The sequence below is a fragment of the Flavobacterium sp. FlaQc-49 genome, from assembly GCF_044005985.1.
Classification (GTDB): domain Bacteria; phylum Bacteroidota; class Bacteroidia; order Flavobacteriales; family Flavobacteriaceae; genus Flavobacterium; species Flavobacterium cupriresistens.
Genome location: NZ_JBIPCS010000020.1, coordinates 1 through 14,540, shown reverse-complemented (window position 1 = coordinate 14,540; position 14,540 = coordinate 1). Strand labels below are relative to the sequence as shown.

Annotated in this window: 12 protein-coding genes; 1 reads left to right on the top strand and 11 read right to left on the bottom strand. The window is 33.8% G+C overall.

The window, feature by feature from the left end:
* Positions 1–35 precede the first annotated feature (35 nt).
* Positions 36–3,701, bottom strand: a complete 3,666-nt coding sequence (locus ACHRV3_RS22360) for a hypothetical protein (RefSeq protein ID WP_395436209.1) — start codon at positions 3,699–3,701, stop codon at positions 36–38.
* 103 nt (positions 3,702–3,804) lie between these two features.
* Between ACHRV3_RS22360 and ACHRV3_RS22355 the strand changes: the two genes are divergently transcribed.
* Positions 3,805–4,185 (top strand): hypothetical protein, encoded by a 381-nt coding sequence (locus ACHRV3_RS22355; protein WP_395436210.1) that lies wholly within the window; start codon positions 3,805–3,807, stop codon positions 4,183–4,185.
* 400 nt (positions 4,186–4,585) lie between these two features.
* Here ACHRV3_RS22355 and arsB read toward each other — a convergent pair whose 3' ends face one another.
* The 10 genes from arsB to ACHRV3_RS22305 all read right to left on the bottom strand — a co-directional run.
* Positions 4,586–5,623 carry an ACR3 family arsenite efflux transporter gene (gene arsB / locus ACHRV3_RS22350; RefSeq protein WP_395436211.1) on the bottom strand — a complete coding sequence of 346 codons (1,038 nt, stop codon included), beginning with the start codon at positions 5,621–5,623 and terminating at the stop codon, positions 4,586–4,588.
* Entirely contained in the window at positions 5,610–6,239 is a 630-nt protein-coding gene (locus ACHRV3_RS22345) for a low molecular weight phosphatase family protein (protein ID WP_395436213.1), read from the bottom strand. The genes arsB and ACHRV3_RS22345 overlap by 14 nt, the downstream gene beginning before the upstream one ends.
* Positions 6,240–6,277: 38 nt before the next feature.
* The gene (locus tag ACHRV3_RS22340; protein ID WP_395436214.1) at positions 6,278–6,751 is read right to left on the bottom strand and encodes a DUF6428 family protein; all 474 of its coding nucleotides are present in this window, start codon (positions 6,749–6,751) and stop codon (positions 6,278–6,280) included.
* 43 nt (positions 6,752–6,794) lie between these two features.
* Positions 6,795–7,280 (bottom strand): GNAT family N-acetyltransferase, encoded by a 486-nt coding sequence (locus ACHRV3_RS22335; RefSeq protein WP_395436216.1) that lies wholly within the window; start codon positions 7,278–7,280, stop codon positions 6,795–6,797.
* Positions 7,281–7,290: 10 nt separating this feature from the next.
* Positions 7,291–7,623 (bottom strand): helix-turn-helix transcriptional regulator, encoded by a 333-nt coding sequence (locus ACHRV3_RS22330; protein ID WP_047779333.1) that lies wholly within the window; start codon positions 7,621–7,623, stop codon positions 7,291–7,293.
* Positions 7,624–7,735: 112 nt separating this feature from the next.
* The gene (locus tag ACHRV3_RS22325) at positions 7,736–8,203 is read right to left on the bottom strand and encodes a hypothetical protein (RefSeq protein WP_047779334.1); all 468 of its coding nucleotides are present in this window, start codon (positions 8,201–8,203) and stop codon (positions 7,736–7,738) included.
* A gap of 206 nt (positions 8,204–8,409) precedes the next feature.
* A complete protein-coding gene (locus tag ACHRV3_RS22320; RefSeq protein WP_047779335.1) occupies positions 8,410–9,354 on the bottom strand; it encodes a hypothetical protein in 945 nt (314 codons plus the stop codon).
* 389 nt (positions 9,355–9,743) lie between these two features.
* Entirely contained in the window at positions 9,744–11,669 is a 1,926-nt protein-coding gene (locus ACHRV3_RS22315; protein ID WP_395436217.1) for an OmpA family protein, read from the bottom strand.
* An 11-nt stretch (positions 11,670–11,680) separates the two neighbouring features.
* Positions 11,681–12,598, bottom strand: a complete 918-nt coding sequence (locus ACHRV3_RS22310; protein WP_395436218.1) for a type IX secretion system membrane protein PorP/SprF — start codon at positions 12,596–12,598, stop codon at positions 11,681–11,683.
* 66 nt (positions 12,599–12,664) lie between these two features.
* On the bottom strand, positions 12,665–14,540 hold a 1,876-nt coding region (locus ACHRV3_RS22305), incomplete at its 5' end, for a gliding motility-associated C-terminal domain-containing protein (RefSeq protein ID WP_395436219.1).

Here is a 14,540-nt window from a genome sequence, read left to right as displayed (position 1 = left end):
TTTATAATATTTTTATATAAAATAAGGTCCATTTTTTAATCAAATCGATCTTTATACTTTTTGAATAAAGTATTCATTACCAAAAGCACCACTCCAACACCTAATAAAACCAAGGCTCTAATAAGAAAATCTGCATTTGATAAATCGAAAAACATCAGTCGAATTACACAAACACCTACCAAAGAAAGTGAAACGTAACGGAAATATTTCTCTTTTAGGATAATTCCAAGTATTAGTAGCCCTAAAGATTCTAAAATCCAGAAGAAAGTTAAGATTCCTTTGTCAAATGAGAGATACAAAAATAATCCGATGCTGAATGTCGCGGGATAAATAATAATACTGTTTCTGAACTTGAAGTCTTCAATATACTTATAGATGATAAAAATATATAATGCTAACAGTGCAAATATGATCAGATAAACAAATTCAAATTTGGATTCGTAATACGTGAAGCTAATAAAAGCCAAATGGAAATTTGCTAAAAAATAATACACGATACTGATTTCTTTTTTATTCCCTATTTTTTTATAATAAAGGTATAGGTTTACTATAGCGGTTGTTGCCCAAAATACTGGAAGCCATTTGTGTTCTAATTGTGTAAACATGATAATAGAAAGCCAAATATTTAAGACTATCTGGTAATCTATTTTAAATGATTTTATAAATTCTTTTTTACTTATAAGAAGCACTAAAACAGTTAATAAAGCAATACTAGAGAGTTGTAAGATCCAAGCTAACCACGTAAAATTATTTAGCTCTTTGATGCTGTAAAAAACAGAGGTTAAAATAGATAAAAGTCCTATAAGTATCACCGATTCAGGGATTAGTTCTATTTTTTTATATAAGATAAGACCAAAATTCAGGATGGCTAAAAGCATAAATATAGATGCTAAATAAGCGACATCTACCTGTATCAATAATAAAGCGATTACCCATAAGTTTTGAATAATAGGTAGAAATGCAATAAACATTTTGCTTTCTTCTTTTTGGCTTTTCATTTGCAGATAACTATAACCAACAGCTAATAAAATACTTATTAATTGTGTAGCATACAGTATGTTTTTGCTTACTGTGTTCGCTTCGAAAACAGCTAAATAAAGACTTAGAAATATCCCACCAATTAAAAGCACAAAAGAATAAATATTATAACGTTTAAGTCTATCTGTTTTTTGAAAAATCCAAAAAGTAACTAACGCTAAACCTCCTAAATAAACAGGAATGTAGCCGAGCTGAATACAAGAAAACCCAAAAACCAAGGCGTTAAAAAGAATGAATTCAGAATTTAATACATTGAAATTTCCCCAGCCTGAAATGACAACATTCGTTTTGTTTCTGATTTTATCTGCAAATAAAATATAAATTTCGATTATTGAAAGTCCGATGGCAGTTAAAGCAATTTCGGTATTATTCAAAAACTGGGTGTTGTATGCAAATAAGGCGCTTCCAAATATCAAGAAAGCGAGACAAAAACCGTACAGCAAAATCTGGTTGTCAGTCGTTAGTGTTTTTCGTTTAAATTGAATCCATAAAAACTCATGATTTAATAAAGCTATAACAAACCAGCCAAAAATCTGGATAATGTCATAAGGAGCTAAATATTTATACGAAACCGAAATTAACAATGTATTAATACCAACGATTCCGACAGTTTTGATGGTAGATTCATCATTATATAATAATTTCACAAACCAGTTTAATGTTATTGTAGCAATAATTCCCAAAGCAAAAGCAATATCCAAATTAGATTTTGGTTCTGTGAGGATTAATACTATTCCCGTGATAATGGTAATGATTAAAAAAGTGAATCTTCCAAAATCAAAAGTGTTTGTTTTAAATTTGAATCGTAAAAGACACCATAATAAAGCGATAAATATAAGCGGATAATAAAACGAAACTTCGATAGTATGGTACCAACTTACAAAAAATAATATTGAAAACAGCACAGAGAAAATTCCGTTTAGATTCAAATCTTTTTTGAAGATGAAAGAATCAATTTCCAGAAACTCTTTTTTTACAGCGCAAAAAACAGGAACCAGTAATGTTGCAAATGCCATAAAAATTATAGTAGCAAAAGAGTTTGTAATATAGGCTTGCTCAAAAGACGGATTGATGTACAAAAGAAAAAAGACTAAAGCTACCAAACAGAATACATGATTGAGAACTAAAAATATTTTATGCAATAAAACTTCTTTACTTTTATAAACAACAAACAAAGAAGCGATCACCAAAAGGTACAATCCGCAAGCGATAATATCATAACCTATTTTCCAATCATTGAGCATGATGATGCTTAAAGCGAAGAGTATAAACGAAACCATTCCATCTAAATGATACAGCCAAATAATCTTTTTCTTTCTGGCAAAAAGAGTTGCAGAAAGACAGAGGATTGCAGCTGCAAATAAAACGAAAATCTTGATTTTGCTTCCGGTAGAATGTAAAATTAGGCCTAAAGCAAATAAAACCCAGTTAACAAGATGCGTCACAAAAGCAATTCGGTCGAAACGAGTATTGGTATACATACTGCGATATTGCATATACATACAACTTACTGAAACCAATACAATTCCAAGTATAGCAAAGATATTCTGAGACGGACTTAAAATACTTGTTCCCTGTGTAAACCAAATGTCAAATATTATAAAAGCCGAAATAACAATCAATAAATGATATTCCCATTTTTCTTTATAAGATAAAACGATTCCTGCGGTTGCAGTTAAGGACGCTAACAAAAATGTAATTAAGAGTTTCTCGGGAATGACGCATAAAATCAAGAAACTCAGGATCACGTGAAGGGACAGAAAAGTTTGCTGCTTTATGATATAACCAACGTACAAATTGATTGCAATTCCAATTCCGATGAGCGAATAAGCAAGCGGAATATTATGTATGAATGTGAGCGCCGGAATTTGTGAAGCTCCAAAACAGCCAAACAAAAACAAACTTGCTCCGGCACTGCGAAGCCAAAGTCCTGTTTTGAACCATTTTTCTTTTTTCTTCAGGAAATAATAAGAACCAACTAAAATTCCTGCATAAACCCAAAGAATCAAAATTCTGAACATAGGCGAAACTTTCATCGCAGTATAAATACTGAGGTAACCAATCCCTAAAACCATAATGGCTGTTCCTAAAATTCCGGTCCAGTTTTCGGCAAATTGCTGTTCGAGTTTTTTTATTAAAATAGAAAAAGCGCTTTCTACATAAATTTCTTCTTCCTGTTTTTGAGGTTCTGGTTGTTCTTCTAATTCATATAATTCCTTAGAATGATGTTGTTCTATTTGGATGTTTTCTACCGGTGCCTTAATTTCTGTAACACTTTCTTTTTTGTCATTGATATAAATCGCCGGAGTTTCTATACTGAGAGCTAGTTTTTCAAGGGCTTCGTCAGGTATAGGCTCTTTTTTATTTTGGATAGTATCCTCAATAATAACATCGGTAACGGAGACGATTAGCGGAGAAACTTCCTGCGTTTGTTCAGGAATTATTTCTATTTCCTCTATTTTTGGTAGTATCGTTTCAGCAACAAAAGCTGGTTGTGTAATTTGCTTTTTGATTTCATCAATTTCTTTTTTCAAAAAGTTGTAATCATCTTTACTTTTTCTACAGAGAGAATCTAAATATTCGTTGTCCTTTTTTAAATTGGAAAAATTATTAAATAAGACAGCAATACATACAATTAATGCAAAAAAAATAAAATTCTCCATAGTTTAAATTTTGAAGTGCCAAATGTAAGAATTATAAGCAAGCTTCAATTTTTAAATTAAAATAGTTTTTTTTCAATTTCATTGACATGACCAAACTGACGGATTGATTAAAAATGTAAAGGAATCAGGTTTTAAAGACCAAAGTATTCTGCTATTTGCAAGCTGGTATTTATTTTTTGGATTTCGATTTTATTTTGATGAGCTCAAAGAAGTCATATCAGGAAAGAGGAAACTTCAATTCCGTAGATTTGGAAATGCAGCCTACCAAGATACTGAACCTGAATTAATGAATGATGATTCTCCTGAACTGACTTCAAACCAAACTTCTTTTGGAGAATTTGACACCACATTTGAGGATGTTGATGCTTTGGTGACACGATTAAAAAGTTTTATCACAGATGCCGCAAAGAAAAAATTAGTCAAAAAAGAATTTACCTATTATCTGCAACTTCTTCTAAGAGAATTTCCTTCAGTAAAAAACTAACCTTTTAATTTTCAGATCTTCTCACAATTTTTGAGTCACTTTGAAATAAAAAAAAGTCCTAATTTTCATTAGTACTTTTTTAGTGGGGAGAGCAGGATTTGAACCTATCGTTGTGAAGATCTGCTTATACTGCAATTTTAATATTTTTAACGGGTTCGAAAACTACTGCGCTGCGATTCTGTTACCATAATTTTCGATATTTTAATAAATATTGAACCTTTAAGTTGTTTTAAATGAATGTTGTAATTCTTATTGTTTCAAGTGTAAAACCTCCAAATATTTTTTTGCAAATATGGATTTCTTAGTTGTCTAATATTAGTGTAACTTTATGATTGGTTTTATAGTATTTGATAAACCTTTCTTAATTTGTAATTGGTTTTGAGTAGTACTTCTTTTTGAACTAAAAAGCCAGGTTTACTAATGCAATAAGAGCAGGTACTTCTACTAGTGGCCCTATAACTCCAGCAAATGCCTGACCGCTATTTATTCCAAAAACTCCAATTGCTACGGCAATGGCCAGTTCAAAATTATTTCCTGTTGCCGTAAAAGCTATTGCAGCAGTTTTTGAATAATCAGCTCCGAAGTATTTTCCAATAAGAAAGCTGGCTATAAACATGATTATAAAATAAATTATCAGGGGCATTGCAATACGTACAACATCCATTGGAATATGGACAATAAGTTTTCCTTTTAGACTGAACATCACTATAATTGTAAAAAGTAAAGATATCAGTGTAATTGGTGAAATAAAAGATACATATTTGGTTTCAAACCAATCAGAACCTTTTAGTGCTATAAGAGTATAACGACTTATGATTCCAAGTGCAAAAGGAATACCTAAATATATGCCGACACTCTCGGCGATCTGTGCAATACTGATATTTACTTCAAAACCGTTGTACCCAAAATAGGGAGGGAGAATGGTAATAAAAATATATGCATATACGCTGTAAAGCAAAACTTGAAAAATACTGTTAAGTGCTATCAGACCAGCAGCATATTCTCTATTTCCATCTGCGAGATCATTCCATACAACAACCATAGCAATGCAGCGTGCGAGACCGATAAGAATAACTCCGATCATGTATTGAGGATATCCATTTAAAAACAGCAGAGCTAATAAAAACATCAAGATAGGACCCACAATCCAGTTTAGGAATAAGGAAGTAGCTAGAACTTTAGTATTTTTGAAAACCTGTCCCATCTGTTCATATTTTACTTTAGCTAACGGCGGATACATCATAAGAATAAGTCCAATGGCGAGAGGAATATTTGTTGTTCCGCTTGAAAAAGAATTGATAAAATCACCGCTGGAAGGAATGAAATATCCTATCGATACACCGACAGCCATAGCAATGAAAATCCAAAGTGTTAAATATCGATCAAGGAAACTTAATTTTTTGCCTCTTAAGGTTGGCGTAAAGTTATCTGCTAACATTTTGATATTTGATTTTTGAAAATATATAAAACATTTCGGTTCCAATTTGAAGACTTCGCTTAAGATATATTTCTTTTTGCTCTGGTGTACCGTCAGAAATTTTGGGGTCTTCAAAAGTTATTGGAATTCGTTTTTCTGCACCAGCTATAAAAGGACATCCTGCGTCAGCCTGTGAACAGGTCATTATTGCTGCAAATTCGCTTTCCGGGTTGAATTCATCATCATAAGCTTTAGAAAAACCAATCACAGGAAATTCATTCGCTGAGTACTTTATAGAATATACCGGGTTTGTTCCTTCAGATATTGTTTTAATCTTAAATCCTGAAATCTGCAAAGTTTCTGCTACCATAGGAAATAGAGCTGTAGTTTCCGTTCCACCTGAATAGCATGTAACACTCTTTATTTTATAATAGGCAGCAGCGGTCTGTGCCCAGACCTGCGATAAATGACTCCTTCTGGAATTATGGGTGCAGATTAAATTCAATCTGATTTCCAGTTTATTATCTGTTTTATTTTGAATATAATCAATCAATGGTTGTACAGCACTTTTTCGATCTTCTGAAATCTGCTCAAAATCAAACAAATTAATCGTTTTTTTAATCTCGGAATATAACATAGTTTTATTTGCTGTAATGGTTTAAAAATGTTTAATAGTTAGCAGCATCCTCCTCCTGGCGTACAAGAATTGGTGTTGTCAGAATTTAATTGCGATAATTTTACTTTGGGCTTATCCAACGGAATTCCACACTGTTCCTGAGCAAGGCAGGCTGTCTGCTTATTTAGTAAAACGAAATTTGAACCATTAAAATCTAAATCATATTTACCGATAGTAGTATCTTGGTATTCTACTTCAATTTCATGATCTTCAATACCAAGAACTTTCTCAGATAGTTCAATTATATGAATTAGTTTTTGAGGTTTGAGCCTGTGCTCATAATCATTAGCATCCCAAAGTTGGAAATTTACTACAGTTTCTACTCTTACGGTTCCTCCGCAGTCTATGAAGTTTTTAGTAATTAAACCAATTTCGGTTACGTGAAAGTATTCCGGAACAAGTTTCCCATTTGGCAATTCAAAATTTACGGCATGTGCTGTTTTTAATACTTCTTTAATTTCTGAAAGTTTCATAATTTTATATATTTAGTTAAACTATTTCTTCTTTTAATAAGAGTTAAATGATAAGACTGCTTCTTCTTTCGAGAAGAACGGTATCTCTCCAAATTCCATTTTGTTTTCCAATTTTTTCTCTTATTCCAAGTATTCTGAACCCTGCTTTTTCATGTATGCGAAGACTTGCTATATTCTCAGGAAAGATTCCAGCCTGTAGTGTCCAGATCCCTTCTGTTTCACTTTTCTTTACAAGTTCATTTAAAAGCATAAAACCTATTCCTTTTCCGGTATGAGCAGGATCAACATATACACTTACTTCTGCAACTCCGGCATAAACGCAGCGAGAAGAAACAGGAGTTAGAGCAGCCCAGCCTATTAGTCTGTTGTTACTTTCGATTACAATTCTGCAGGACGAAAGATGTGACTGATCCCACTCTTCCCACGACGGAGCGCTGGTTTGAAAAGTAGCATTGCCAGCCTGTATTCCTTTTTCGTAAATTAATTTGACCTGCGGCCAGTCTTCAGCTAAAAGTTTTCTGATTTCCATATCTATTAAATTAGCAGCATTCATTTCTTTTTTTAGCAAGATGATCTGATATATGTTCAAAGAAGCCTTTTATCTTTTCAAGCCCAGGTTCATTGATACAGTAGCAGATAGAGTTTCCTTCTATGCTTCCTTTAATTAAACCGGCAGTTTTTAGTTCTTTTAGATGCTGCGAAACTGTTGGCTGAGAGAGAGGAAGTTCATTTACAATATCCCCGCAGATGCAGGTATCTACCTTTAATAAATATTCTATTATAGCAATACGTGCAGGATGACCTAATGCTTTAGCTAATACTGCCAGTTCATTCTGGCTGGCTGTAAAAAAATCTGTTTTTGTAATTCCCATCGGTATATGTTTATATTGCAATATTACGATATAGTTTTTAAAGAAAAAAGCAAAAGGTATTGGTTTTTATTGTAAAGCAAAAAAAGAAGCTCATTTTGAGCTTCTTTTTTATTTAATGTTTCCCATTTCCATGACCATTTCCGTGACCATTTCCGTGATTACCATTATCATGTTTGTCTTTGTTGTTTCCTTTCCCCGGTTTTTGTCCGATTGTTTTTTGAGGTTTTCCTTTGTATCCTTTCCCATATTTTGATTTATGGTTTTTGAAATTATCATAAGGGCTATTTCCTCTATAGTCAGTCAATACTACTTTGTATTCATTATATAAATCATAATTTCTATAAACAGAAGGTAATGATCTGTTTCTGATCCATCTTCCGTTACTGATGTATACATAATTTGAGGAGCTTACATCATAATATGCTTCAAGATCGGGCAGGTAGTAATAACGAGCATTATCGTAACCAACCGGTCCCCATGCGGGAGGAGTTCCAATGTTTACATTTACGGATACTTGCGCATGTGAGTTGCTAAAAGAAAGGAACAAAATTCCGATCATAAGATATTTTAGAGTTTTCATAATTTTATTTTTTAGTGTTAAAATTTATAAAAAGCAAAAATAAGGCCAAAATGGTTATTATTGATCTAATTTTCACTTGTACTTCTATGTTTGTATTGATGACAACAGAGCCAATCGATTAAGAGTGAAACGTAAATTAATTAAAAAGCCTTTTCTCGTAATTAAGAAAAGGCTTAGAAAAATTATTTCTGATTAATTTTAATCTTTTATGGACAATGGTTTGCATCAATAAAATCTCCAATTCTACCTCCGGCGGCAATTACTTGACTTTTAGTAATACCATTAGAAGTGGCTGGTAAGTTGAAATAACTGTATGGATTATTACCAGTTGTAGTTATAACGGTAGAGAAAATATTTAGTCCATTAAAATAAGTATCTATGATAATAGCATCAGCAGCTACTTGACTTTCAACACCGCTTAAGCGCACTGCACCAAGTTGGAAGAATCCATTCATAGTTTGATCTCCACCTTGACCTCGATCTATAGACCAGGCATTATTTCCTTGAGCTTGTGTGTAAGTTACACCACCAATAGTAAGTCCGTTTAACCAAAATTGGCTTGCTCCATTGTTTTCAGAACCATTTGCGAAGAAAAATCCTTGTGAAAAAGAACAATAGGATTCAATAGGACAACCTGGTCCAGGAATAGTTCCCTGATTGCATGAAGTACCGGCTTTGATCCATGCGATAGCAGTTTCTGATATGCTGTATCCTCGATCAAATTTTAGTACTAAAGTCCATGATGTTGCGGCCTGAAGATCATTGAACTTAACAAAATTATTTGTAATAGCTTGAGGGTTACAAGTAGTACCGGAACCTTCAGTAGGCACCAGATTGGCTGGACTACCATTTACAGTTCCCCAAATAATATCAGCAAAAGTTGCACTCTGATCTCTACAATTGTTTAAATCGATTATAAAATGACTTAAATTTTTTGCATTTGCTTTAAGACGTGTGATCACATACGTCCAAATTGTTCCATCTGCACTAACTGTAACAGAAATATTGTAATCTCCCCATTGACTTGTGGAAGAGGATGAAGGTTTGGCACTAGATGCAGGCACTGTTGCATCTGGGTTTACTAATACAGGCTCATTACTACAACCAAATGTGGAAAAAATCACAATTACTAAGAAAATTAATTTTTTCATCTTGTTAAATATTTAAGTAATTAATTAAAAATTACCATCAATAGTATAGCGAGCTTTAAAGTAGAGGTAGGGAGCGCTTTTGATCGAAATTATTCTGCAAGTTGATATAAAAAAATAGAATGGTTTAATTGATTTGTTGTTCTGTTAAATTGTTGTTTAGGTGCTTTTTTCTGGGCGTAGTGTAAATTCTACGTCTTAAAAATTTTAATGACTAGCTTTTCGAAAGTGTATTTTGATTAACTATAATTTGCCGCGGCAACTGTTATTTTTGTTTCTTTTTTAATTGTTTGATTTAATTTATAGAATCAGAATAATGTAAATAAAGAACTTATTTTTTTGAGCAACAAACTATATAAATTACATAGAAAGTACAACCAAAAATTCAGAAATTACAATGCCGTAATAATAAACTCACTTCGTCTGTTTTGTTGGTGTTCTTCTTCTGTACAAGGAACGTCATCAGCACATTTGTTTACGAGTTCTGTTTCTCCATATCCTCTTCCGGTTAATCGGTTTGGTGCAATACCATTTTTAATTAACCAGCTGATAGTAGATTTAGCTCTGTTGTTTGACAAAACTTCATTGTATTTAAAAGAGGCACGACTATCGGTATGAGAACGAATATCGATTTTCATTGTTGGATAATCATTTAATGTAGCCAGTATTTTTTCTAAATCCAAAGCAGCTTCGGGACGGATGTTATATTTGTCCAAGTCGAAATAGATCATTTTTATACCAAAACATTTTCCTAAATCATCTCCCACAGTTACTTTACAGGTAGATTTTTCAAGAGCAATAGATAAGGTCGTTTTTCCGGTTGTTTTTTCGATAGTAATGCTTACTTCTCTGGTGGTATAGTCGGTTTTTTCGGCTCTTACATTATAAGTTTTACCACATTCGACAGGAAAACTATAAGATCCCTTAGCATCTGCAATTGTTGTACCTTCTGCTTCCATTTGATTGTTGAACAAAGTTACTTTTGCTCCGGGTAAAATAGCCCCGGTTTCAGCATCAGTAATAAGTCCGCTTAGTTCTTGGATGCATCTTAGTCTTTTGGTTTCCAAAAATTTATATATATCATCAGAGCCTTGTCCGCCGTCTTTATTGGAGCTAAAATACCCTTTTCTCGAAATAGGATCAATTACGTAAGCAAAGTCATCTTTTGGAGAATTAACATCATTTCCGAGGTTTTGAATGTTACGGATGGTTCCGTCTTTTGCAATTTCACCCACAAAAACATCCAGACCACCAAGTCCGGGATGCCCGTCAGAGGCAAAATAAATTTCATCTTCATTGGTCACATACGGGAAAGTTTCCTTGCCCTCGGTATTGATACTCCTACCTAAGTTTTCAGGCGTTCCGAAGTCACCATTACTGTTTATGGCTACTTTGAAAATATCAGACTGTCCCAATGTTCCGGGCATATCAGAAGCAAAGTATAATGTTTTTTCGTCCGGACTCAGAGCAGGATGAGCAGTACTGTAATTGTCACTATCAAAAGATAATGGGGTTACATGGTCCCATTTGCCATTTTCAAGAGTCGCTTTGTATATTTTTATTAAAGTAGTTTTATTGACATCTTTTCCTTTTTTTCCTGTTAGATAATTGTTTCTTGTGAAATAAATCGTTTTACCATCTTTGGTAAAGACCGGTGAAGATTCATGAAATTTGGTGTTTAACGCATTTTTTATTTTTGATACTTTAACAGAATCCACATCGGCCATGTAGATGTTGGTAAAATATTCATTTGTCCATTTGTGTTTGCGTTGCGAAAAATTTCCGGTGTCTCTAGCCGAAGCAAAATAGACTTTATTGTCGTGTACAAAAGTTCCATAATCGGAATACTTTGAGTTAATACCTGCGTTTTCAATGGTATAACGACCGGAATTTTCTTTAATCTGATCCAGATAGTTTAAATTTCCGGCATAAAGTTTACCTCTGCTGTCATTTTTGAATTTTGAATCAAATTCATCCAAAATTTTGTTTGCTTTATCTATTTGTCCGGTTGACTTTAAAGATTGAGCATATCTGTAATAATACTCCGATTCTACATTGGTATTCATGGCAAATAATTCGCCGTACCATTTTGCCGCACCTTCAAAAGCAGAGTTAAAATAATAGGAGTTACCTAGTTTTTTGAACATGTCTTCAGACTTGTATCCTTTTTCGGCCACACGTTCATAAGTCTTTATGGCATCGATATAGGCATAATGATCGTATTTTTTATCGCCGGAATTTACTTTCGACTGCTGAGAATAACTGTCAAATGAAAAAACAATAATAATTGTCAGACAAAGTAGGATATAATTTTTCATGATTATCATTTTTAGAAGAAACGAGGAGTTGTCATTTTACCTTTATTGGAGAAGAATTCATATCGTAAGAATATTTCATGCGATCCTGAATTGTAGTTGTTTAGTCTCGTAGTTTCACGATCGTAACCATATCCAATATATAAACCATCTGTGACTTGAAATCCGACCATTGCACTGAGTGAAGCGCTCCATCTGTAGGCTAAACCGGCAACAAATTTATCGTTGAACATAAAGTTGGCAGAAACATCTACTTGTAAAGGAGCACCTTGTACCATTTTAACCAGTGCAGCCGGTTTGAATTTGATGTATTGGTAATGATCTAAATTAAAAACGTAACCGGTCATGAAATAATAATTGATTTTATCTTTGTAGATCGCGATATCATTGTCATCATAACGCTTGGTTTCAATAAAGTTTGGTACCGATAGTCCAACATAAGCTTTATCAGAATGCCAGTAAACCCCGGCTCCGATATTAGGAGAGAATTTACTGCTGAAATCCTGAAATTGTGGATCTCCCTGATCAGCTGGGTTCAATTTATTGATATCTAAATTGAATAAATTAGCAGATCCCTTTATTCCAAACGAAATTTTAGATTCGGCAGAGACCTGAATGCTATACGAGAGATCTGCAGAAAGCGTGTTTTCATTGGTCGGTCCGATTTTGTCGCTAACCAATGAAACTCCAACTCCCAGATTGCTATTGTTTATAGGTGTGTTAACCGAAAGTGTACCCGTCTCAGGTGCGCCGTCAAGTCCCACCCATTGTGTACGATATAAACCGAAAACACTTAATACTCCTCGGGATCCCGCATAAGCCGGATTGATGTTTATGGTGTTATACATGTATTGCGTATACTGTGCATCTTGTTGTGCATGACTGGCAATTGCAGTAAACATTATGACGAATAAAATTAATTTTGTTCTCATAGCAGTTATTTATTATACCAATTATTTTTATCAATTTTTGTGATTCAATCTCAGGGAAGTCTGCTTTTATTTGGATAAATACAGATAACCACTTTTTTTATGATTTTGAGCTACGTTATTTCCATCTAACGATTTATAGGTAATGATGTAGAAATAAGTACCTGTTGGCAAACCATCAGATTGTTTAATGGTTGTTCTTCCTCTGGAAGTTCCGTCGAATACATTGGTTTTATTGTTGTAATTAACAGCATCAAACACTAATACTCCCCAACGATTGTATATTTCTACCGTATTTTCTGGATAACAGCTTGTTTCATCGATATTATCAATTTGGAAATAATCGTTTTTACCATCACCATTTGGAGAGAAAGCATTGTGTATTAAAACGCTTTGACAGGCCAGTACACTACAATCATCGTTTATTTCCATACTTACACGAATAGTCTTCGGACAGTTTTCATCTGCGACGGAGTATTCAAATGCATACGTGCCTAATGCTAGTCCAAACGAATTAAGGATGTTGCCCTGTAGCGCATTACTATTACTGCTATCAATCCATGTTCCGGTCAACGGAGTGTTTGGAGGAAGTAAAGTATCTAAGTTAAGAGGAGTTGAATCCGCTTTACAAGCTGTACTGTTGATATTGATTATTTCTTGTGGAACTACCGTTATTGTAACAGTTGCTGTGTCACAGATGTCTGGAATTGCTTTAATACAAATTTGATAATTATACGTATACGTTCCAGCAGGAGTTAAACTCGATACCGTTACATTACCCGAAGCATCAATTGTTATATTCGGATCCGTTTTAGAATTAGCATTGTTTATATCACTCAATAAGGTGAAGTTTACTAGTTCTATTGTAGTTTTTGTATTATCAATGAAGTCATTGTCAAGAACATTACCCACTACTCCAAAAGTGTTACAACCAATATTGGAGTATGTATCATCATTAGCTAATATAGCCGGTGGAGCAATAATGGTTACCGTTACAGTTGCTGTATCACAGTTACCTGTATTATCAGCCTCACAAATTTGATACACTAAGGTCAACGTACCTATTGGTGCACTTGGAAGAATATTAACACTACCATCTGAATTTAATTGCAAGAACTCGTTTGGTGTTACGGTTGAAATAATAACATCCGATGGTTTTACAACTACACCTTCAATAGTATCATTTGGTAATACATTCAGCACATTTGGAGTGATTTGATTTACACTAGGAAATGGACCGGCAGTATCGTCATTGGCCACTATGTCTCTAACTAATTTGCAGTTAACACCAAAATCAGCATTTAAATGAATCAAATCTTGAGGAGTTACAGTGACCATATAACTGCTTGGACTTGTTGTTTGACAAACGTTATGCAATTGTGCCTGGTTTACTTTAGAGGTAATATTTTTACCTGCTCCTGATGGAAGCACTTTTACTAAACCAGTTGCTCCGAGTGCTGTAGCAACAGCATCCAGATTACCATCTTTTACCAATTTTATCGTATAATCTCCATTAGGATTTGCTGTTTCTGGTCGGTCTCTCCAGAATCCTGTTTGGCTTACAATAACTTCTTTATGATAACCGTTAGGCCCATCAATAATCACATTAGGTGTTAACGCATTACCAAAACCTCCCTCATTTAATTCTCCAACATTTTGAGGACCGGTAAAACTGCCATCACCATTAAGATCAATCCATTCCCATTGGCTATAGTCGATTGCACCATTTGCGTCAGGAGTATTTTTGGTTACAATTCCATCATTATTGGCATCGTACCATTCGTCTTGTACGCCGTTACCGTTGGTGTCGTACCAAATATAATCTCCTAAAACAGGTCGAGTTGATGATCCATATAAGAAATTATGCACTTGAAATTTACATTCTTCAAGAGTAGTAAGGAATACATTTGAATCCACCGGATATAATTGGTGTACGCTACTTAAA